The sequence below is a fragment of the Planktothrix prolifica NIVA-CYA 540 genome, assembly GCF_963864145.1.
GTDB classification, from domain to species: domain Bacteria; phylum Cyanobacteriota; class Cyanobacteriia; order Cyanobacteriales; family Microcoleaceae; genus Planktothrix; species Planktothrix agardhii.
Genome location: NZ_CAWLTW010000001.1, coordinates 2,362,539 through 2,384,225, shown reverse-complemented (window position 1 = coordinate 2,384,225; position 21,687 = coordinate 2,362,539). Strand labels below are relative to the sequence as shown.

The 21,687-nt window shown below is 42.4% G+C and carries 21 protein-coding genes; 10 read left to right on the top strand and 11 right to left on the bottom strand.

The features are described from left to right. Positions 1 to 236 precede the first annotated feature (236 nt). Positions 237 to 3,464, top strand: a complete 3,228-nt coding sequence (locus tag AC559H_RS10930) for a DUF4347 domain-containing protein (protein ID WP_026798496.1) — start codon at positions 237 to 239, stop codon at positions 3,462 to 3,464. 124 nt (positions 3,465 to 3,588) lie between these two features. Here AC559H_RS10930 and AC559H_RS10925 read toward each other — a convergent pair whose 3' ends face one another. Next, positions 3,589 to 3,843, bottom strand: coding sequence for a hypothetical protein (locus tag AC559H_RS10925; RefSeq protein ID WP_148292216.1), 255 nt, complete (start codon positions 3,841 to 3,843; stop codon positions 3,589 to 3,591). Between AC559H_RS10925 and AC559H_RS10920 the strand changes: the two genes are divergently transcribed. From AC559H_RS10920 to AC559H_RS10890, 7 genes are all read left to right on the top strand, one after another. Further along, positions 3,827 to 6,379: a calcium-binding protein gene (locus AC559H_RS10920; protein ID WP_052349593.1), complete on the top strand. Its 2,553-nt coding sequence runs from the start codon at positions 3,827 to 3,829 to the stop codon at positions 6,377 to 6,379. The genes AC559H_RS10925 and AC559H_RS10920 overlap by 17 nt on opposite strands. A 170-nt stretch (positions 6,380 to 6,549) precedes the next feature. Then, on the top strand, positions 6,550 to 7,014 hold the full coding sequence (locus tag AC559H_RS10915; RefSeq protein ID WP_036833738.1) for a (2Fe-2S) ferredoxin domain-containing protein: 465 nt from the start codon (positions 6,550 to 6,552) through the stop codon (positions 7,012 to 7,014). Between the two features lie 155 nt (positions 7,015 to 7,169). Beyond that, positions 7,170 to 7,817 (top strand): response regulator transcription factor, encoded by a 648-nt coding sequence (locus tag AC559H_RS10910; protein WP_026788798.1) that lies wholly within the window; start codon positions 7,170 to 7,172, stop codon positions 7,815 to 7,817. 378 nt (positions 7,818 to 8,195) lie between these two features. After that, positions 8,196 to 8,717: a LabA-like NYN domain-containing protein gene (locus AC559H_RS10905; RefSeq protein ID WP_026788799.1), complete on the top strand. Its 522-nt coding sequence runs from the start codon at positions 8,196 to 8,198 to the stop codon at positions 8,715 to 8,717. A 143-nt stretch (positions 8,718 to 8,860) separates the two neighbouring features. Next, entirely contained in the window at positions 8,861 to 10,480 is a 1,620-nt protein-coding gene (locus AC559H_RS10900; RefSeq protein ID WP_026788800.1) for a 2-isopropylmalate synthase, read from the top strand. A 61-nt stretch (positions 10,481 to 10,541) separates the two neighbouring features. Beyond that, complete coding sequence (locus AC559H_RS10895; protein WP_026788801.1) at positions 10,542 to 10,739, top strand: hypothetical protein; 198 nt, start codon at positions 10,542 to 10,544, stop codon at positions 10,737 to 10,739. Positions 10,740 to 11,018: 279 nt separating this feature from the next. Beyond that, positions 11,019 to 11,459 (top strand): hypothetical protein, encoded by a 441-nt coding sequence (locus AC559H_RS10890; RefSeq protein WP_026788803.1) that lies wholly within the window; start codon positions 11,019 to 11,021, stop codon positions 11,457 to 11,459. On the opposite strand, the gene AC559H_RS10885 is transcribed toward AC559H_RS10890, so the two are convergent. Further along, positions 11,456 to 12,502, bottom strand: coding sequence for a glycosyltransferase family 2 protein (locus AC559H_RS10885; RefSeq protein WP_026794577.1), 1,047 nt, complete (start codon positions 12,500 to 12,502; stop codon positions 11,456 to 11,458). The genes AC559H_RS10890 and AC559H_RS10885 overlap by 4 nt on opposite strands. 188 nt (positions 12,503 to 12,690) lie before the next feature. On the opposite strand from AC559H_RS10885, the gene AC559H_RS10880 reads away from it, so the two are divergent. Next, positions 12,691 to 14,085: an NACHT domain-containing protein gene (locus AC559H_RS10880; RefSeq protein WP_026798495.1), complete on the top strand. Its 1,395-nt coding sequence runs from the start codon at positions 12,691 to 12,693 to the stop codon at positions 14,083 to 14,085. Here the strand turns inward: AC559H_RS10880 and AC559H_RS10875 are convergent. Genes AC559H_RS10875 through lpxC form a run of 4 tightly spaced genes read right to left on the bottom strand, consistent with a single transcriptional unit; the run spans position 14,082 to position 16,768 of the window. After that, on the bottom strand, positions 14,082 to 14,519 hold the full coding sequence (locus tag AC559H_RS10875) for a DUF29 domain-containing protein (RefSeq protein ID WP_237745617.1): 438 nt from the start codon (positions 14,517 to 14,519) through the stop codon (positions 14,082 to 14,084). The two genes, AC559H_RS10880 and AC559H_RS10875, sit on opposite strands and share 4 nt — an antisense overlap. 41 nt (positions 14,520 to 14,560) lie before the next feature. After that, positions 14,561 to 15,376 (bottom strand): acyl-ACP--UDP-N-acetylglucosamine O-acyltransferase, encoded by an 816-nt coding sequence (gene lpxA / locus AC559H_RS10870; RefSeq protein ID WP_026794574.1) that lies wholly within the window; start codon positions 15,374 to 15,376, stop codon positions 14,561 to 14,563. Positions 15,377 to 15,416: 40 nt separating this feature from the next. After that, the gene (gene fabZ, locus AC559H_RS10865; protein ID WP_042153372.1) at positions 15,417 to 15,878 is read right to left on the bottom strand and encodes a 3-hydroxyacyl-ACP dehydratase FabZ; all 462 of its coding nucleotides are present in this window, start codon (positions 15,876 to 15,878) and stop codon (positions 15,417 to 15,419) included. A gap of 53 nt (positions 15,879 to 15,931) precedes the next feature. Beyond that, positions 15,932 to 16,768, bottom strand: coding sequence for a UDP-3-O-acyl-N-acetylglucosamine deacetylase (lpxC, locus tag AC559H_RS10860; protein WP_026788809.1), 837 nt, complete (start codon positions 16,766 to 16,768; stop codon positions 15,932 to 15,934). 217 nt (positions 16,769 to 16,985) lie between these two features. Between lpxC and AC559H_RS10855 the strand changes: the two genes are divergently transcribed. Next, positions 16,986 to 17,843 (top strand): 2OG-Fe(II) oxygenase, encoded by an 858-nt coding sequence (locus AC559H_RS10855; protein WP_026794572.1) that lies wholly within the window; start codon positions 16,986 to 16,988, stop codon positions 17,841 to 17,843. A 49-nt stretch (positions 17,844 to 17,892) separates the two neighbouring features. On the opposite strand, the gene AC559H_RS10850 is transcribed toward AC559H_RS10855, so the two are convergent. The 5 genes from AC559H_RS10850 to AC559H_RS10830 all read right to left on the bottom strand — a co-directional run bounded on the left by AC559H_RS10850 (position 17,893) and on the right by AC559H_RS10830 (position 21,629). After that, positions 17,893 to 18,075 (bottom strand): PDC sensor domain-containing protein, encoded by a 183-nt coding sequence (locus AC559H_RS10850; protein WP_026794571.1) that lies wholly within the window; start codon positions 18,073 to 18,075, stop codon positions 17,893 to 17,895. Positions 18,076 to 18,235: 160 nt separating this feature from the next. Then, positions 18,236 to 18,853, bottom strand: a complete 618-nt coding sequence (locus AC559H_RS10845; RefSeq protein ID WP_026788812.1) for a CP12 domain-containing protein — start codon at positions 18,851 to 18,853, stop codon at positions 18,236 to 18,238. A gap of 163 nt (positions 18,854 to 19,016) precedes the next feature. Next, complete coding sequence (locus AC559H_RS10840) at positions 19,017 to 20,009, bottom strand: pentapeptide repeat-containing protein (RefSeq protein ID WP_026794570.1); 993 nt, start codon at positions 20,007 to 20,009, stop codon at positions 19,017 to 19,019. Between the two features lie 30 nt (positions 20,010 to 20,039). Next, the gene (locus AC559H_RS10835) at positions 20,040 to 20,867 is read right to left on the bottom strand and encodes a pentapeptide repeat-containing protein (RefSeq protein ID WP_026788814.1); all 828 of its coding nucleotides are present in this window, start codon (positions 20,865 to 20,867) and stop codon (positions 20,040 to 20,042) included. Between the two features lie 129 nt (positions 20,868 to 20,996). After that, complete coding sequence (locus AC559H_RS10830) at positions 20,997 to 21,629, bottom strand: TIGR04282 family arsenosugar biosynthesis glycosyltransferase (RefSeq protein ID WP_026794569.1); 633 nt, start codon at positions 21,627 to 21,629, stop codon at positions 20,997 to 20,999. Positions 21,630 to 21,687: the final 58 nt, after the last annotated feature.

Here is a 21,687-nt window from a genome sequence, read left to right as displayed (position 1 = left end):
TATAACACAAACACATAAAATCAATTTATTCACGACAAATTTGCTAAAGATTACCTGGAAAAATTACTAATACTTAGGTATTGACATCTACCTTTCGATAGATTTACAATATCATGGTTAGGGTTCTCACGCAGTTAGTGCCTTGAACAATAGGTACATAGTTGAACTTGGGCGATTCTTAAGAGTGCTGAAGCGCAACTACATACCTAAGAATTAAATTCCTTTACAAAAAAATCATGCAATCTACCGTGAACAAGCAAATCATTTTCGTAGACTCCTCAGTACAAGACTATCAAAGCCTAATTAATAACGCCGATGCCGCTCAAATTTTCATTTTAAATGAAAATTTGAGCGGTATCGAACAAATTACCAATACCTTAGCCAATCAAAAAGATATTGAATCTGTACAAATACTTTCTCACGGTAGCGAAGGCAGTTTAAAACTCGGTGCAGATGTACTGAATGGGACTGATATAGAAAATTTCAACACTCAGCTACAACAGTGGGGAAATGCCCTAACTGAAAATGGCGATATCCTATTATATGGATGCGATGTAGCCGCCGGGGAAACGGGCAAGAATTTTGTTAAACGATTAAGTGAAATCACCGGGGCAGATGTCGCAGCATCTAATGACTTAACCGGAAATCAAGCATTAGGTGGCGACTGGGATTTAGAAATAGCAACGGGCAATATAGAAGCCGCCGTTCCCTTTAATCAGAAGGCGATGGCAGATTATGACTATACACTGGCTAACTTTGATGTCTCGGTGGCAACGGATGATGGCACTGGCACTGTAGCAGGCACATTAAGCAAAGCCATTTTAGATGCGAATACCGCAGCAGGGGATGACACTATTACCCTTACTACAAATGTCCGGTTTACGGCAGTTCCCCAAGTTCTGATTGACAGCAATATCGCCTTTATTGGTGGCAATTTTACCGTTAGCGGGGATGTCAATAACAATAGTAGCAATGATGCGGGTGATGTTCGTCCCTTCTTCATCAAGTCTGGAACTGTTAGCTTCTCCAACCTAACCATTACCGGAGGCAGGGCACAAGGCGGAAATGGCAGCGGGACTAACAGCGGCGGCGGTGGCGGCGCTGCTGGTATGGGTGGCGCGTTATTTATCTATAACGGTGATGTGACAATTGATAATGTCATTTTTACCAGTAACCAGGCGATCGGCGGGAGTAGCGCCAATAATAATAGATTCTTAGCCGGCGGTGGCGGTTTTGGTGGTAACAGCGGAGTTGGGATGGCTGGCTCTAGTGGCGGCAACGGCGGCGGCGGGTTTGGCGGCAACGGCGGCAGTAACACTAACGCCTCCTACATCGGTGGAAATGGTGGTTCTGGCGGGGCTTTCGGCGGTAGCGGTGGAGCTGGCGGTAATCGCACGAATGGCGGTAATGGCACTGGCGGCGGCGGTGGCGGCGGCGGTTTTAACTGGACCAACGGAGGCAACGGTGCATTCGGCGGCGGCGGCGGTTCTGCGGGCGACCAATCCTCTTTAAGTGGTGGTTGGGGTGGCTTTGGCGGCGGCGGCGGCGCGGCGGCGGGCTCAGGTGGCAGAGGTGGCTTTGGCGGCGGCGGCGGCGTGAGTATTCACACTAACACCCCAGGCGCAGGCGGCTTTGGCGGTGGCGCCGGTGGCAGGACTACAAACTATTCCCCTCTGCTGCCTGGTGGTGGCGGTGCCGGAATGGGGGGCGCGATTTTTGTCAGAGAAGGCTCTTTAACGCTACAAAACACAACCTTCACCAACAACACCACGACAGGCGGCACAGGAGCGAATAATGGCAAAGCCCTGGCAGGTGCGATTTTCGTGTTGGATGCAGCCGCACAAACCGCACAAACCACCCAAGGCAACACACAGGGAATGCCAGCGGCTCTTCCCACTGTCAATGTTGTTGGTTATCTCCGCAGCAGCGGCAACAGTGCTGCTCAGAACGCAAGCGCTACTACAGATAATAACGATATCTACGGCAGCCTCAATACAGCACCCACCCTTGCGGATACGGCTGTCACCCTCACTTCTGTTCTAGAAGATGCGGTTGCGCCCACAGGAGCCGTTGGGACGCTGGTTTCCCAAATCGTCAGTTTAGGCGGGAACGTCACCGACCCCAATACATCACCCCTCACCGGCATCGCCCTCACCGCCGCCGACACCACAAACGGCAGTTGGTTCTACACGATCGATGGCGGCACCACCTGGAACCCATTAGGAGCAGTATCCAGTACCAGCGCTCGCTTGCTAGCTGCAGATGCCAATACCCGCATATACTTCCAACCAAACACCAACTACTTCGGCACCCTTACCAACGCCATAACCTTTCAAGCCTGGGATCAAGTCGCAGGCACCAATGGCAGCACAGCCAACACCAACATCAAAATCGGTATCAGCACCGCCACCGACACCGCAGCCATCATCGTTACCCCCGTTAACGACATTCCCAGCTTCACCGCCACCGACCCAACCGCAGTTAACGAAGATAGCGGGGCGCAAACAGTAGCAAATTGGGCAACATTCAGCGCCGGCCCCACCAACGAATCCGCCCAAACAGCCACTTATACTGTGAGTAATATCAGCACTCCTAGCTTATTTGCTACAGTGCCAACAATAGACGCAAGCGGGAATCTTACCTATACCCCCGCCGCCGATGCCAACGGCACTTCTACCTTTGATGTTGTAGTCCAAGATAACGGCGGTACCCCAGGTGTTGATACTTCCACAGTACAAAACTTTAGTATTACCGTTAATCCTGTCAACGACAAACCCAGTTTTAGTAACGCTGGCAACCAGATCCTAACAGCTTGGACAAACACAGTTCAAACTGTTAGCAACTGGGCAAATACTGTTATCTTCGGCCCCGCGAATGAATCAACTCAAGCTGTTAGCAACTATACCCTTACTAACACCGACAATACCTTATTTACCATTCAACCAAGTGTAGCAACCGATGGCACACTGACCTACACTCCCAGTGGTAAACCCGGTACTGCTACCGTGAGTGTGCAACTGCAAGATGACGGCGGTACGGCGAATACTGGTGATGTTGACCTTTCTGATGCAGCTACTTTTAATATTACCGTTCCCGCACCGAAAGTTAACCTTACTGCCAGCACAACTACTGCTAGTGAAGCCGGGACAACAGCTATTACCTTTACCGCCACTGCTGAAGGTAATGTCGTCGGCAATCAAACCATTGATTTAGCATTAACTGGTACTGCTAGTGCGGCTGACTTTACTGGTGCTATTCCCACTCAAATAACCATCCCAGATGGCAATAGTACGGGACAAGTAACCATCACAGTTAATGATGATTTGATTGCTGAAGGTGATGAAACAGGTATCTTAACAATTAGCAACCCGTCAACAGGAATAGCATTAGGAACTACTAACCAAAGTGTGACGATTACTGATAATGATACGAAAGGCATCACTGTCACTCCCACCACAGTTTAACCTTCACAGCAGCTAACTGGAATACTCCCCAAACCGTCACAGTTACCGGAGTAGATGATTTAGTTGTTGATGGGAATATTGCCTACAATATTGTTACTGCGGCGGCTACCAGTACCGATACTAATTATAGTGGTGTTGATGCTACCGATGTTGCAGTTAGTAATACTGATAACGATACCAAAGGCATTACAGTTACACCCACCACAGGTTTAACCACCACCGAAGCCGGGGGAAATGCCACATTTACAGTAGTTCTAAATAGCCAACCAACAGCCAATGTCACCATCCCATTAACTAGCAGTAACACCGCCGAAGGTACGATAGATAAATCCAGTTTAACCTTCACAGCAGCTAACTGGAATGTGGCACAAACAGTCACCGTTACCGGAGTAGAGGATTTAGTAGATGATGGAGATATTGCCTACAATATTGTTACTGCGGCAGCTACCAGTACCGATACCAATTACAGTGGTGTTGATGCTACCGATGTTGCAGTTACTAATACCGATAACGATACCAAAGGCATTACAGTTACACCCACCACAGGTTTAACCACCACCGAAGCCGGGGGAACTGCTACATTTACAGTAGTTCTAAATAGTCAACCCACAGCCGATGTCACCATCCCATTAACTAGCAGTAACACCGCCGAAGGTACGATAGATAAATCCAGTTTAACCTTCACCACTGCTAACTGGAATACTCCCCAAACCGTCACCATTACCGGAGTAGATGATTTAGTTGTTGATGGGAATATTGCCTACAATATTGTTACTGCGGCAGCTACCAGTACCGATACTAATTATAGTGGTGTTGATGCTACCGATGTTGCAGTTAGTAATACTGATAACGATACCAAAGGCATTACAGTTACACCAACCACAGGTTTAACCACCACAGAAGCGGGAGGTACGGCTAATTTTACAGTAGTTCTAAATAGCCAACCAACAGCCAATGTCACCATCCCATTAACTAGCAGCAATACCGCCGAAGGTACGATAGATAAATCCAGTTTAACCTTCACAGCAGCTAACTGGAATGTGGCACAAACAGTCACCGTTACCGGAGTAGATGATTTAGTTGTTGATGGGAATATTGCCTACAATATTGTTACTGCGGCAGCTACCAGTACCGATACCAATTACAGTGGTGTTGATGCTACGGATGTCGCAGTTACTAATGTAGCTTCCACACCAGTTCCAACGGTAACTCCGACCCCAATTCCAACCGTAGCACCGACACCAGTTCCAACCGTAACTCCGACCCCAATTCCAACTGTAACTCCGACCCCAATTCCAACCGTAACTCCGACACCAGTTCCAACAGTTGCACCTACCCCAGTTCCAACAGTTGCACCTACCCCAGTTCCAACAGTTGCACCTACCCCAGTTCCAACCGTAACTCCGACACCAGTTCCAACCGTAACTCCGACCCCAATTCCAACCGTAGCACCGACCCCAATTCCAACCGTAGCACCGACACCAGTTCCAACCGTAGCACCGACACCAGTTCCAACCGTAGCACCGACACCAATTCCAACCGTAACTCCGACACCAGTTCCAACCGTAACTCCGACACCAGTTCCAACAGTTGCACCTACCCCAGTTCCAACGGTAACTCCAACCCCAATTCCAACGGTAACTCCAACACCAGTTCCAACGGTAACTCCGACACCGGAACCAACGGTAACTCCGACCCCAGTTCCAACAGTTGCACCGACACCGGAACCAACGGTAACTCCGACCCCGGAACCAACAGTTGCACCGACCCCAGTTCCAACGGTAACTCCAACCCCAATTCCAACAGTTGCACCGACACCAGTTCCAACGGTAACTCCAACCCCAATTCCAACAGTTGCACCGACACCAATTCCAACAGTTGCACCGACACCAGTTCCAACAGTTGCACCTACCCCAGTTCCAACAGTTGCACCGACCCCAGTTCCAACAGTTGCACCGACACCAGTTCCAACCGTAACTCCAACACCGGAACCAATACCGAGTCCCACACCGGAACGAATTCCCGAAACTCCGGTATTCAATGGCAGTGTGGATATCTATGACTCCACCAATTTTATAACAACCATCGAATTTCCTACCCAAGAAGTCAAGGTTCCTGGCGATGAACCCATATCACGTACAGCAGAAGCCAATGTCATCTTTGCCTTAGAAGGTAACGATACCGTCCTCGGTGGCAAAGATAACGACCAAATCATCGGAAATGATGGAGCAGATGAACTCTACGGGAACCTGGGTAACGACATCATTACGGGTAATGGCGGGAATGATTGGATTAACGGCAACCTAGGAGAAGACCTGATTGATGGAGGTGATGGAGAGGATGAACTCTTTGGAGGTCAAGAGAATGACTTAATTAAAGGTGGCAACGGAGATGATACTATCTTGGGAAACAAAGGAGAAGACATAATAGAAGGAAACGAAGGTGATGATCTTCTCTTTGGTAACGAAGCCAATGACACCATTTCGGGTAATTCAGGAGACGACATGATTTATGGCGGTCAGGGCAATGAACTTCTCGACGGCAGCGAAGGCAATGATTTGCTCTCGGGTGATCAAGGTGATGATACCCTCGATGGCGGAGAAGGCAACGATATCTTAACCGGAGGTCAGGGTAATGACTGGTTAGTTGGAGCCGAGGGCGATGACACCCTAACTGGTGGTGCGGGTAATGACCGCTTCTATCTGGCCAGTAGTTTTGGGAATGAGCTAATTACCGACTTTACTAACGGAGCGGATATTATCGCTTTAACCGGAGGTTTAACTTTTGAACAGTTACAAATCACCTCTTTTAACGACTCCACCCTAATTAAAATAGCCAGTAGTCAACAACAGTTGGCTGAACTGTTGGGAGTCGATAGTAGATTGATAGGTAAGAGTAATTTTGTTCTAGGATAACAGTCATTATTGTAGAGACGTGCCACGGCGCGTCTCTCTAATACTGATCTTTCCCGATGCAGTCCAACCTTGCTCAATCCCCTCATCAACATATCAACAGCTAACACCTGTACGCTTCAAAAACTGTTATGATGGAGTTTTAAGGTCTTTTTTATCAAACTGCGAATTGTATGTCATCTTCGTCGGAATTTGCGAGTATTACTTCCTCTGAGTCCGATTTAATCACGGTCGATTTGGCTAATAAGGTACAGACTTTAGGATTAAATCAAATTGAACGTCATATTTTTATTTGTGCGGATCAGACTAAGCCCCTCTGTTGTTCCAAAGAACAAAGTTTAGAGGCGTGGGACTATTTAAAAAAACGATTGACTGAGTTAAAACTAGATCAGGTGACTGAGGGTAAACCCAGTTGTACCTTTAGAACCAAGGCAAATTGTCTGCGTGTTTGTACTCATGGCCCTATTTTAGTAGTTTATCCCGATGGGGTTTGGTATCATTCTGCAACATCGGAGGTGATTGAACGAATTCTTCAAGAACATATTTTAGGTTCTCAAGTAGTGCAAGAGTATGTGTTTTTAACCCCTCCTCTAACCCATCCATTACAAATTACGAATGACAAATTGCTTAATTCTTAATTAATTGTTGGGTAATCTATTATACTTGCTGATATATCTATATTTTGGTGAAAACTGTTTGTCTAAATAAACCTATAAAGAGATATCACCGAACTAGATATAAAAAATTGACCTTGATGTTGTTACGCCGATTCCCCATTGGAACAGATTTTAAAATGAAGGATAGAAACGGAGATCAAAAACGACTGATGCTTGTGGATGATGACCCTAACCTGATTTTATTGGTCAGGGACTATTTGGAATTTCGGGGATATGATGTGGTCACGGCAGAAAACGGTGTAATTGCGTTGGAGATTCTCGAAGATGAACTTCCTGATCTGATGATCTGCGATATTATGATGCCAGAAATGGACGGTTATAGTCTGGTGAAAAAAATTCGAGAAGACCCCCGCACCGGATGGATTCCTGTTCTATTTCTATCGGCTAAAGGTCAAAGTCAGGATAAAGTTAAAGGCTTAAATACCGGAGCCGATGTCTATATTGTCAAACCCTTTGAGCCAGAAGAATTAGTGGCTCAAGTCGAGTCTTCCCTGCGCCAAGCATCCCGTTTGACCAACGGCCACAGTGCCAATCTTAATAGTAATGGCCCTAAGTTGCGGGTGCGTCGGAATGTACAACTAACTCCAACGGAGTTAAAGGTTGTCCGCCTAGTTACTCAAGGTTTAGCTAACCGTGATATTGCTCGGATTATGAAAATCAGTCAACGCACGATTGAAAGTCATATCAGTAATATTTTGGGAAAAACCGGCCTCCATAATCGGACAGAACTGGCCCGATGGGCACTAGAAAGCAAAAAATTTTAGCCCCGTCAGTCACCAGATCGAGGTCTTGAGTTCAGAAAAATGTCAGATGAGTTTCTCCATCAGGGATATAGACTTTGAGGGTTTTCAAGAGATTTTCCCAAAATGGCTGGGATTATTGTAAATTTTCGTTAAACTTATAATTAAATATAATCATATATGGTATTTTATAAACATAAAATTATATGAATAACCAAGATATATTAGTGTTGAGTGCCAAATTAATGCAGTAGGATCAAATTATATCTTTACATCTATCGAATAAAATATTTATGGCGAGACAACAGCCTTTGTTGATGCCTATACTTTATTTGATTATGGATGTTAAGATAGAATATTTAGATTAAATTCATTTCTACAAATATTAGGTCTTAATTTTCTATGCCTAACGTAAAAAACCGTCTTTCTATTTTTGTGGACGGTAACAATATGTTCTATGCTCAACAAAAAAATGGTTGGTTTTTTGATCCCCGTAGGGTTTTGACCTATTTCAAAACAGAACAAGTGGATATCACCCTAGTCAATGCCTTCTGGTATACAGGACTCAAAGACCCCCAAGATCAACGAGGATTCCGAGATGCTCTGATCAGTTTAGGTTATACAGTTCGCACTAAAATTCTCAAGGAATATTACGATGATAGTTCCGGTCGGTATTCCCAAAAAGCTAATTTAGATATTGAAATTGTTGTAGATATGTTTAATACCGTAGAACAATATGATCGGGTCGTCCTCTTTAGTGGAGATGGGGACTTTGAACGAGCGATTGAACTGTTACGATCTAAAAATACTCATATTACCGTTGTTTCTACAGAAGGAATGATCGCTAGAGAACTGCGGAATGCCACCGATCGTTATATCGATCTCAACGATATTCGAGAACAGATTGAAAAAACAGACTATTAACGATTAGGGAACACCGGAACAGGCCACTCCCAACCCCCCGTGCACGCAGGGCTAGGGGGGGAGGGAATACCGGAACAGCAAATCAGTTATCGGTTATCAGTCAACAGTCGATAAATTAAGGATTACAAGGAGATTTTCGCGCGATGAAATTTCAACCTAACCCCGACCGAATTATTATTTTTGATACGACTTTGCGCGATGGCGAACAATGTCCGGGGGCTACCCTGAATGTAGATGAGAAGTTGGTAATTGCTCGACAATTGGCCCGTTTAGGGGTGGATGTGATCGAGGCAGGATTTGCGATCGCCAGTCATGGAGATTTTGATGCGGTTTCTCGAATTGCCGAAGCAGTAGGCACAGAAGATGGCCCGGTGATTTGTAGTTTAGCCCGATCTGTGAAAGGGGATATTGAAGCCGCTGCTAAGGCGGTTTCCCCGGCTTTCCATCGCCGAATTCATACTTTTATTGCTACCAGCGATATCCATTTACAATATAAATTGAAAAAAACCCGGTCTGAGGTCTTGGATATTACCTCAGAAATGGTCGCATTCGCCAAATCCTTTGTCGATGATATTGAGTTTTCCCCTGAAGATGCGGGACGGTCTGACCCAGAATTTTTGTATCAAGTTTTGGAGCGAGCGATCGCAGCCGGGGCGACAACGGTTAATATACCTGATACCGTCGGTTATACCACCCCGGCGGAATTTGGGGCGATCATTAGAGGGATTAAGGAAAATGTCCCCAATATCGACCAAGCGATTATTTCCGTCCATGGCCATAATGATTTGGGTTTGGCCGTTGCTAACTTCTTAGAAGCGGTAAAAAATGGGGCGCGACAGTTGGAATGCACGATTAATGGCATCGGAGAACGGGCTGGAAATGCCGCCTTAGAAGAACTGGTGATGGCTTTGCACGTCCGTCGGCAGTATTTTAATCCTTTTTTGGGTCGAGAGCCAGAATCAGAAGCCTCCTTGACCAATATTGATACCCGCCAAATCTATAAAACCTCTCGCTTGGTTTCTAACTTGACGGGAATGTTAGTGCAACCGAATAAGGCGATTGTCGGGGCGAATGCTTTTGCCCATGAGTCGGGAATTCATCAAGATGGGATATTAAAGCATAAACGCACCTATGAAATTATGGATGCTCAATCTATTGGGTTGAATGATAACCTGATTGTCTTGGGCAAACATTCCGGGCGTCATGCGTTTCAATCTCGGATGCGGGAGTTGGGATTTGAGTTAACCGACCCGGAGGTGAATAAGGCGTTTGTCCGGTTTAAGGAATTGGCCGATAAGAAAAAAGAAATCACCGATTGGGATTTGGAAGCCATTGTTAAGGATGAAATTCAACAAACCCCGGAATTATTTCACTTGGAATTTGTCCAGGTGTCCTGTGGAAATCAAGCCCGTCCCACGGCCACGGTGACAGTCCGCACCCCCGATGGTCAGGAATTAACCGATGCGGCGATTGGGACTGGCCCAGTGGATGCAGTGTATCAGGCGATTAACCGGGTCGCCAATGTACCTAATGAGTTAATTGAGTTTTCTGTACAGTCGGTGACGGCGGGAATTGATGCGATTGGAGAAGTTACTATTCGGTTACGTTATCAAGACCGGGTATTTTCCGGTCATGCGGTTAATACCGATATTATTGTAGCCTCCGCTCAGGCCTATTTGAACGCTCTGAATCGTTTGTATGCTTCTATGCAGACCGAAAGTATACCCCAGTCTCAAGAGGTTGTCCAAAGTTCGGTGAGTTAATTAGAAGGTAGTTGGCGGTTAATGTTTAACCGTCAACTTTCAACCCATAATACTAAATTCCATGAATCCAGAACCTTCGGAACAAGAGAAAAAAATTAAACAGGAAATGTTGTTGCAATATGAAGCAGCAACGATGAAAACCAAAAAAGTCTTTATTGTGGTGATGGCAATTTCGGCTTTAGTTTTGGCGGGGTTAGGATTATTGACTTTTAAAAAGGCTAAAACGATCAATACCCCGGTAGAAAGAATACAAAATTAATTGCTAGGTCTGCTGGTTATGTAGGGAAGTTCTGAGATTAACCCAGGGTTTACTTATGAATCTGATTAAAAATTTAAACCAATGGGAAATTAGTTAATGTTAAACTGGAGGGTAGAATAAATGATAGGTAAATCATAAAAAGCCGTCATAAGTGGGTAATGGGTAATAGGTAATGGGTAATGGGTAATGAATGGGTAATAGCAAGAGTTTACTCCCCCTGCCTCCCCTGCTTCACCAAAAGACGGAGCTTTATAATGAATTTTTTGGTAAGGACGAACCATGTTACCCCAACCGATATCTGATGATCGTGCGCTAAGTCAGTCTTTGCATCAGGCGTTAATTAAACGTTTCTCTGACGCTCTCACTCCCTTAAACCAGTCTCAACTTTCTGAATGTAGCTTTGGTTTTGCTCCTAGTCCCACCGGAGTCAAAACCTTTTTTATTGTTACCCCTTCTTTGTTGGCGGCGGAAACATTACTCGTGGATCTCGATCAAATTCTTGAACGAGTGCAAACCTTAATGATTGGAGTTGGACAGGTGGCTGTTTGTATTCAACCTCAAAACAATCCGGCGGAAACTCCTTCCTCCTCATTGGTTTGTCACCCGTCCGGCCCCCACAAACCCCCTGTGCACGGAGAGCTTGGGGAGGGGTTTCACCCTGAATACATGATGTGTAAAGTTTTTCCTGTCAACAGTGTTATCGCCAGTTTAGAAGATTAATTGGTTTTTGAGTTATTGCTCTTACCATTAGATCCGATCACTTCACGAACTCGATAGATCGGTCGATCTTGGGATTCGTGATAGGTTCGCATTGAGAGTTCGGCTAATAGACCAAAACAAAAGAGTTGAATTCCAGTAAGGGTCATGAGTACCGCCAGGGTAAGTAAGGGACGAGCGGCAATCTCTTGGCCTAAGACCAGGCGAATAAAACTCAAATAAGCACCAACAACAATTCCAACCCCAAAAGCTGATATTCCCAACAGACCAAAAACGTGCATGGGTCGAGTTAGGAATTTTTTGATAAAAGAAATCGTTAACAGATCCATCACCACCCTAAAGGTGCGATCTAAACCATACTTACTCTGACCAAAACGACGAGCATGATGGTTAACTGGAATTTCAGTAATTTTTGCCCCTTCAATAAATGCTAAAGCGGGTAAAAATCGGTGTAATTCTCCATAGAGGTTCATATCGGCGATTAACTCAGTCCGGTAGGCTTTGAGGGAACAGCCATAGTCATGTAACTGCACTCCAGTCATTTTGCTAATCAGCCAGTTCGCAATGCGGGAGGGAAGCAAACGGCTCAATTTGGCATCCTGTCGATTTTTCCGCCAACCACTGACGACATCATACCCCTTACCTAATTCCCTCAGCAGGAGAGCAATATCCTGGGGATCGTTTTGTAAATCACCATCCAGGGTAATGATCACCTGACCCTGGGAATACTTAAACCCCGCCGCCATAGCTGCGGTCTGACCATAATTACGTCGGAGAACAATGGCTTTAAGATTAGGATTAATTTCGGCTTGTTGTTTCAGGAGTTCCGTAGACCCATCGCTTGACCCATCATCAACACAAATCAATTCATAGGTTAAACCCAAATCGGCCATATTTGTATCAATCGCTGCAATCAGTCGGGGTAAACTTTCTACTTCATTGTAAATAGGTACAACGATTGAAATAGCTAAGGTGTGGGAATCAAAAATCAAATCTCCATATTCAGGTTCTGGAGTTTTTAAAATTGGTGCTTGTGAAATATCCATTTTTATCTTTTTAAATCAATTATCAAATCCCAGTCCTGAATGCTTACACAGCTTTAGACTGTTTTATTGTAGAGGTTTGAAGACAAAATTCCTATGTTTTTTTCACAGAAGATTTGGGATTGCTATATACTGGTGATATTTTCGCGGAAACGGGTAGGTTACAGTTTTTCACTTATTCTAAATTTTCAATGTCAAAATTGACTTCTTCCCAGGTTCAATTACACAATCGTCAAAAGTTGCTGCTTCAAGTCCAAAATGAAGTGAGACAGTATCGCTTACAATCTTTACATCGAGGGGTATTAACTTATTTAGCTCAAGAAACGCCACCCTTGAAAATGCGACGAATCTGGGATGTGGAGTTAAAAGTTAGTCATCATCCGAGTGTTCGTTTAACGAATGATACGGGAATTATTCAAGTTTTTGATCGTTTAAATGGCAGATTATTAATTTTAGGATCGACTGGTTCGGGAAAAACTACAACCTTAATCGGATTAGCTAAAGTATTAGTTAGTCGCGCTCAAACTGATGTTGAAGAACCTATCCCTGTTTTACTGGATTTATCAACTTGGAAGAATCCCGATCAATTGATTATAGATTGGATTGTTGAACAACTGCATATTAAGTATGGAATTTCTATTGCTGTGGTTCAAAATTGGATTCAACAGCTTCAGATTTTACCATTAATTGATGGATTAGATAAACTTTCTTTGAATCAACAAGTTAAATATATTCAACAAATTAATCAAATGTTGAATGGGGATATTTCACTTTTACATTTGGTGATCTGTGCTAATGTTATAAGTTATCAAAAATTATCGGAACGCTTGGATTTGAATGGGGCTATTTTTTTACGTCCTTTAACGATTCCACAAATTAAAGATTATTTAATTAATTCTCGTAGTCGAGAACTTTGGCACAATATTGAAACCGATAAACCATTATTAAATTTAGCAAAAACACCGCTATATTTAACGATGATGACATTAGCTTATGAAGAAATTTTAATCATGTCTTGGAAACATCTTAATTCCTTTGAGGAACAGCGTGATTATTTATTTAATGCTTATATTCGTCGTCAACTAAATCAGGATATTCATAAATCCCAATATCTCCCCGGAAAAGCTCCTAAATCTGAAGGTTTTAGACGGTGGTTAGGATGGTTAGCAACTCGACTAATAACTGATGAAGTCACAGAATTTTCAGTAGAAAAAATACCCATTCATTGGTTAGATGAGAATGAACAAAAACAGCGTTATAAGTTAATATTAAAGTTAATTCTAGGTTTGATTTGGGGAATTATTCTAATACTAATATTAGCAGGAGTTATTCTCAGAACAACTCCACTTTTAATCGTGGGGATGGGACTAGGATTATTATGGGCAATTTTATTAGAAAAATCGGGTTTAAAGCAAAAAATAGAACAGTTTGTAATTCGATGGATTTTGTGGAAAGATGGGAATATTCCTTGGAATTATCAACGATTTTTGAATGATGCTACGGATAAGTTATTATTACAAAAAAATGGCGATCGCTATCGTTTTATTAATCGTTTATTACGGGATCATTTTTATAATAAAATCTAAACTGGAAACCAATCAATATCTAGTAATTGTCCCAGGGTATAAGGACATTCTGGGGGAAAATAGACGATATTTTGAGTTTTAATCTTGACAAATCCTAACGCATCCTGATAAATAGATTCAAATTCTGAATCTAAATAATTACGCAGATTTGTAGTAATTTTTCGTCTCAACTGAACTCTAAAACTATAGATTTCTTCTTCCGGGTGAACTCTATTATACTCAACTTCCCCTGTCCAATATTGCAGTAATAATAAATGACGGATAATCTGTTCCAAAAGACTCACTACCGCGTTTTTCTTTTCCCTACCCAAATCCTCTAATTCCTCAATTAAATTTTCTAAATCTAGCTGTTCAAATTGGTGATTTTTAATCAATTTAACCGTTTCTTGTAACCATTCAACATCATCGGTTTCATAGAGTGTTTTTAAATCCATGATCATCAATCATTCACCCCCTAAATTGGATAAAATTGTGCTTAATCTTCCTTTGTTTTGCGTTTTCCCCCCGGAGTCATTCCCCGACGTCCGGGATCGTTTTGAGAACGTTTAATAAACTGGCGTAAATGTTGAATCGCCGCATGATCCGGTAATAAATCTAACTGTTCTAATCCTTGGGTAAAAGAATATTCAGAACGATATAATAACCGAAAGGCTTTCTTTAATAAAGAAAAATCATTGGAAGTAAATCCCGCACGTTTTAACCCGACTAAATTAAGCGATCGCACCCGAGAAGGATTCCCCTCAACTAACACAAACGGAGGTACATCTCGATCAATCCGGGTCATGCCGCCAATCATGGCTAATTGCCCAATATGCACAAATTGATGCACCCCTAAAACCCCACTTAATCGGGCTTTTGATTCAATATAAACATGACCTGCTAGGGCGACGGAATTGGCAATTACAACCTGATCTTCAATTACACAATTATGGGCAACATGAACATAGGCCATTAATAAATTTTGATTCCCAATAATAGTCGTTTCCCCGGCATTTGTAGCGCGATTAATTGTTACATATTCCCGAATCAGATTATCATTACCAATTTTCACTAAACTCAAAGAACCATCATATTTGAGATCTTGAGGTTCGGAACCAATTACCGCCCCCGGAAAAAATTGATTGCGATCGCCAATTTCCGTGCGGCCATGAATCACAACATGGGAACCAATGACCGTATCCGCACCGACCTTAACATATTCCCCAATTACAGCATAAGCGCCAACTTGAACCGTCGGATGGAGTTCTGCACCAGGATGAATCACAGCAGTGGGGTGAATTAAGGTCGTCATAGAAATTAAAATTAGTTAAAACCTAACAAGGTATAAGAATTCAGTCTACAAGAGAGAACATTAGTTCTCCTTCACAGGCCAGTTTACCATCGACTTCGGCGCGAGCTTGCATTTTACCAAAACGGCGTTGTTTCACGACCAATAATTCCGTAGTCATGATCAATTGATCCCCCGGAACTACGGGACGACGGAATCGGACTTTATCAATTCCCGCAAATAAAAATAAACTCCCTTTTAAATCAGGAAGTTGAGTTAAAACCACTCCTCCGACTTGGGCCATGGCTTCCACAATCAAAACTCCGGGCATAATTGGACGTCCGGGGAAGTGGCCTTGAAAATGGGGTTCATTAATGGTGACATTTTTGAGGCCCACGGCCTTTTTACCTGGGACATATTCAATAATTCGATCCACCAACGCAAAGGGATAGCGATGGGGTAACAGATTTTGAATCTCCTCAATCATCAATACTGTTTCAGCGTTCAACACAGGGGCGTCGTCCATATCCGATGAATTTAAGTTAACGTTAGTGGTAGAAAGAAGCCCTAAAGGGCTTACTACTTTGATATTTCCTGAACCAGTTGAACATGGAGATGGTGTCCGGCTTTGTATGCTAAGTAATGAGCTTGAGGCAGAAAACCCAATAAACTCAAATCCCCTACTAAGTCTAAAATTTTATGACGCACGGGTTCATTTGCATATCTCAAAGGTGGATTTAACCATCCTGATTTTCCGCACACAATCGCATTATCCAGACTACCTCCTTGAATCAGTCCCGCTCTTGCTAACTGTTCCACCTGTGCTTCTAGGGTGAAGGTTCTGGCCGGAGCAATTTCCCGCGCAAAGATTTCAGGATCAGCCGTGTAACTATACCATTGATTGCCAATGGCTGGAACTGAAAAATCAATCCCGTAGGTAAATCGGGTTTCGGATGCGGGAAAGGCGGCGACAAAACCATCGCCCTGCTGGACGGATAGGGGTTTGGTAATTTGAACAGTAGGGACGTCCTGGGAGGGAATATCGAGGGGTTGACGTCCAACGGTTGCGATCGCCTCTACCCAATTTTGAGCCGAACCATCTAATAAGGGGACTTCTGGGCCATCAATTTCAATTCTAACGTGATCAATTCCCATTCCAGTTAAGGCGGCCAACAAATGTTCAACGGTTCTAACTTTAGCGTTTTTAGTGCCTAATTCTGTGGATAAAGTGGTGGATAATACCGATTCTAATCTAGCCGGAATTTGAGGATTTTCCGGTAAATCAACTCGCACAAAATAGCGTCCTTCCCCTGGATTTGCAGGTAAAACCCTAACCGTTGTATTCACACCAGTATGTAATCCTACCCCAGAACAACTAAACCCTGCTTTTAGGGTATATTCGCTGTGATTAATCAATGTTCAATTCTCCTAATTTTTATGGATTTGTATGTTTAATTATGGCATCGTTTTTGTTATAACTTATTTTTAGTTTAATCCCCTTTGAGAATTTTTTTTGACTTGGGGGAGCAAAATTAAGTATAATCTTGGTAAGTTCGTTGTTGGGCTTTAGCCCCAACAAAAATTGGCTAAAGCCCAACAACCCTAATTAATCATTCTATCAAAACTTTAATCTATGCCAGAAAAATCATCTCCAATGTTATCTAATATGGAAGAAAATCAAGACTATAATAGCAATTTTGATCAGATTTTAAACCAAGCCTTAGATATTGTCAAATCCAGTCTAAATCAACCGGACATCACCTACGAACAAAGGCTAAATGCCGCATTAAAAATATTAGAAATAGGAATATTATCTCAGCAGAAAGATTTTAATTCAAATTTATCAGAAGTTATTCCATCTCCTGATAATTCGTCTAATATTACCGAATCAGAAGCAATTATTATAAATCCTGATTATGTCCAAATTGATAACTTTTTCTCAGAAGAAGATTATCAAAAACTTTTAAATTCAACCCTTGCTAATCAAAATAATTTCTTTTCCTCGGAAGTAATTAATCAAAAATCACAATATCGTCAATCCTATATTTTACTTCCTGAACACTTTGCCGAATTTCATGAACTTATCACCCATAAAATTCTCACCGCTAGACCGCAGGTGATGGAACAATTACAAATACAAATGTTTTTAGTTGCTTATTTAGAAATCCAAATTACGGCTCATTTACATGGAGGATATTATAAAATTCATCAAGATGTGGATGGGGGAAAAGCAGCTAATCGTAAATTAACATATCTGTACTATTTTTATCAAGAACCTCAAGGTTTTTATGGTGGAGATTTGAGATTATATCAAACAAAAATTCAAGGAGAAGAAGCCATCATTTACGAAAATTTTACTCAGATTAAACCGCTTAATAATAGTATTATATTTTTTGATAGTCGGTGTAAACATGAAGTTTTACCCGTGTATTGTCCCTCTCAACAGTTTACTGATAGTCGATTTACTCTCAATGGTTGGATTCATGGTTAACTAAGATTTTTGGATTATATTTTCCAAGACATTAAAAATTAAATCGAACCTAAAATGATTCACCCAATATTCTAATTCTTCCGATAACGCGATTATAAATAGGTTCTAAGGCGCTTATGAGTAAACTCGGTTCTAAAAAGGAAATAAACACATCACTCCAAGATAATTTTCCTGATTTAACTGCTTTCTGATAACTGGGATGTTGACGCAGATCATAATTTTTGACAATCAAATTTCCCGTGGTACGAGTGATCTTGCATAATTTTCCCTTATTAATATTGCTTATTCCCTGTTTTTAGACAAAGACACACCCCCTCTATACCATTCGGTTAGAGGGGGAAATTGTTGCAATTAGTGAGAAAACTTCTCATCTAAATCACTCTGATTAATGATTAGGTATCATAGAACCGAGCTTCTGCCGCGTCGGGATTTTCTTCACAGTACAAATCAAAGGCACTTTTTTCTAAACGTTCGGCTTTTTGGTGAGCCGCTTCTGCTTCTAATTCCTCTACAATATCCCAAGCCGCGGCACATTCTTTTGAGGTTGCTCCTTTCTCGGCACAAATCGCCCGGGCTTCATCAATCGACTCTTGAATCCGTTCTTCTAATAGAATGCTTTTAGGATTTTCTACAAAGTCTCCCTTAGCCAGAATATCAGTTACAGAAATAATTCCTAGGAGTTGATCCTGAATCACAGGAGCGCGACGAATTTTAGTTTGAGCAAAAAGTCGAGCTACATATTCCACACCCAGGTCAGGATTGACGGAAATACAAGGTTTAGTCATAATTTCATAAACCCGGATTTTTTTAGGATCTTTGCCGTAGGCGGTGACTTTATAAACAATATCGGTCTCGGTGACGATTCCATAAGCATCCTGTGGATAACGGCGTTCAACAATCAAGGCGCGTAAACACAGAGTACTCATTTGTTCAAAGGCTTCGGCAACGGTGGCGGAACCCTTGATGGTGACCACCTCGGCGGTCATAATATCTCTAGCTTTCAGCATCATAGTGGCTAATTCACAAAAAACTCTATACTTCTATTTTACCTTGAATTGGCAATAAAAAAAAAGGGTTGTTTTATTTATTCTAAAATGTTGAAATATGGAAATTTAAAACCTTAAAAAACTAGGATTTAAGGAGATTCAGAAAGTCTGACTGGGAACAGCTATCTTAACCTGGATTAACTGTCCCATCCGAAAGGGTAGCCCCGGTTAAATTAACATTTGTTAAATCAACTCCCTCTAAGTTAGCACCGCGTAAACTGGCGCCATAGAGGTTGGCTCCCGCTAAATTAGCCCCGGATAAATCCGCTTTCCAGAGATAGGCATTTCGCAGGTTAGCGCCGCGCAAATCGGCTTTTTTCAAGATAGCTAAATTCAAGTTGGCGCCCATCATAGCCGCATGGGTTAAAATAGCCTCGGATAAATCCGCCCGGATTAACACCGCATCAGTTAAATTACTACTAATTAGATTAGCTTCAACTAAATTAGCATCTTGTAATTTAGCCCGACTTAAATTCGCTTGTTTTAACTGAGTTTGGCTTAAATTTCCCGCCGTTAAATCACAATCTTGTAAATTAATTCGGGTCATTACTGCTTGGGTAAAATTGACTCCACTTAAATCCAATCCCTGAAGATTCAGTTCTAATAAATGGGAATTACTCAGATTAATTCCGGTCATTTGGGTGTCTTTAAGAATCGCCCCCGTGAGTCTAGCGCCAGTCAAATTTGCCCAGTTTAAATTAGCTTGACTTAAATTAGCCCCGCGCAAATTCACCCCGACCAAATTAGCTCCACATAAATTCACCCCGGATAAATTAGCTGCTCGCAGGTTAACTCCGCGTAAAATTGCGCCACTGAGTTTAACGCCACTCATCTCGGACTTAACTAAAAATGCCCCTTCTAGGTTAGCTTTGGTTAAATCCGCATTTTTTAATTCTCCTCGACTCAACTTGACAAAACTTAAATTACTCCCGTACAAAAAGGCATTGGTTAAGTTCACTTCATGAAGTATAGCCCTGGTTAAATCGGCCCGGGCTAAAGATGCTCCAGTTAAATTAGCCCCAACCAAATTGACTTGACATAGATGCGCCCCAATCAAGTTAACATGGCTAAAATCTCTTTCTCCAGCTAAATAACGACGCAACAGTTCTTGAGAATCAATGGTCGATTGTATTTGCACAGAACCTATCCATTATTTATTCGGTAAAATTGCACCTCGGGTATCCGCATCTCTCAAATTTGCTTGATCTAATTTAGTATCAATCATAATCGCTTCAATCAGATTAACACCACTCAAATTAGACCAGGATAATTTAGTGCGGTAGAGTCTAGCTCGGCTCATATTAGCCCCGCGTAAAGTTGTCCAAGTTACATTTGCCCCTCGAAAGTTGGCTTCACTCAGGTTAGCTTCGCTTAAATCAGCCCCAATCATCGTGACTCGGGTTAAATCCGCTTCATGAAAATTAGCCCCAATCATCATTCCCCCACTCAGGGTCGCATTCGTTAAATTTGCCCCTTCTAGGATGCTTTCTCGCATAATCACGTTGGTTAGGTTAGCACTTTCTAAAATCGCTCCGGTGAGATTAGCTTTCATCAAATTAGTTCGGACTAGGGTAGCATGGGTTAAATTCGCGCCCACAAAATTAGCACTGGCAAAATTCGATTCCGTCAGGTTAGCTTCGGTGAGATTAGCTTGAGTGAAGCTAACATTTTTGGAAGAAGACCCGCGCAAACTCGACCCGCTTAAGTTGGCTCGATTGAACTTGGTATCGCCTAAATAGCTCCCAATTAAGTTAACATCGCTTAAATCCGCATCGGTGAAGTCAACACCCGTAAACTTAGTTTCTCGAAAATTTACCCCAATTAAGTTCGCCCCCACGAAGGAGGTATTTTCCAAGTTAGCCCGAGCAATCGTGGCTTCCCGGAGGTCAACACCCCTTAAATCCACTCCGACGAGGCTAACGGCTCGAAATAGGCGCTCTCCTTCTGCATAGCGTTTTAATAATTCATCAACCTCCATATCATTAGCCTCACGAATAGTCCCAGTATTAATTTAGAATGACACAGCCACAGAATACTCCCTCCATCATCCCAGATTACTTAGGTTTTGGGGAGTCTGTCTTTAATCTCAATCTCTAGGAAATGGGCATCACAGGCCATAATACCCTAATTGTTCATTGCTAAATTCAGTAAAAACTAAATCTTCAGGACGATCAATATCTAATAATACAGGTAATTTACCGACGGATAAATTCAAGGTTTCACAAATATTGAGGGTGATATCACAAACCGTTGCTGTACCCCAAGGAATATCTTTAAATAATTCAGGAATATAACTCTTTAAACCAATTAAATAATATCCCCCATCTTTAGCAGGGCCGACCACAATATCATGATCTTGCAATAGCTTAAATCCTTGAGATAAAATATCAACAGTTAATTCTGGGCAATCGGTGCCAATCATCATAATCTGGGTTTTTTCCTCATAAAATGCCATTTGAAATGCCTTTCCCATCCGATTTCCCAAATCCCCAAAACTTTGGGCATCATAAATTAAATCTGCCCCTAACCAATTTTGCATCACATCTAAATTGCCTCCAGTAAATCTAATTTCAATAGATAAAGGCTCTATTTTTTGTAATTTTCGGACTGTATTTAGGGTTTTTTCCGTCATTTGACGATGTAAATTTGCCGCTCCAATTTCTCCCACAACCGGAATTAATCTGGTTTTTGTTTTTCCGGGTTCGGGATAACGGGTGAAAATAATTAAATGTTTATCCATGATAAATTTATCCGTTTGATCTTAAGAAAGAGATTTTTGATCTAGGTTTTATATTGCA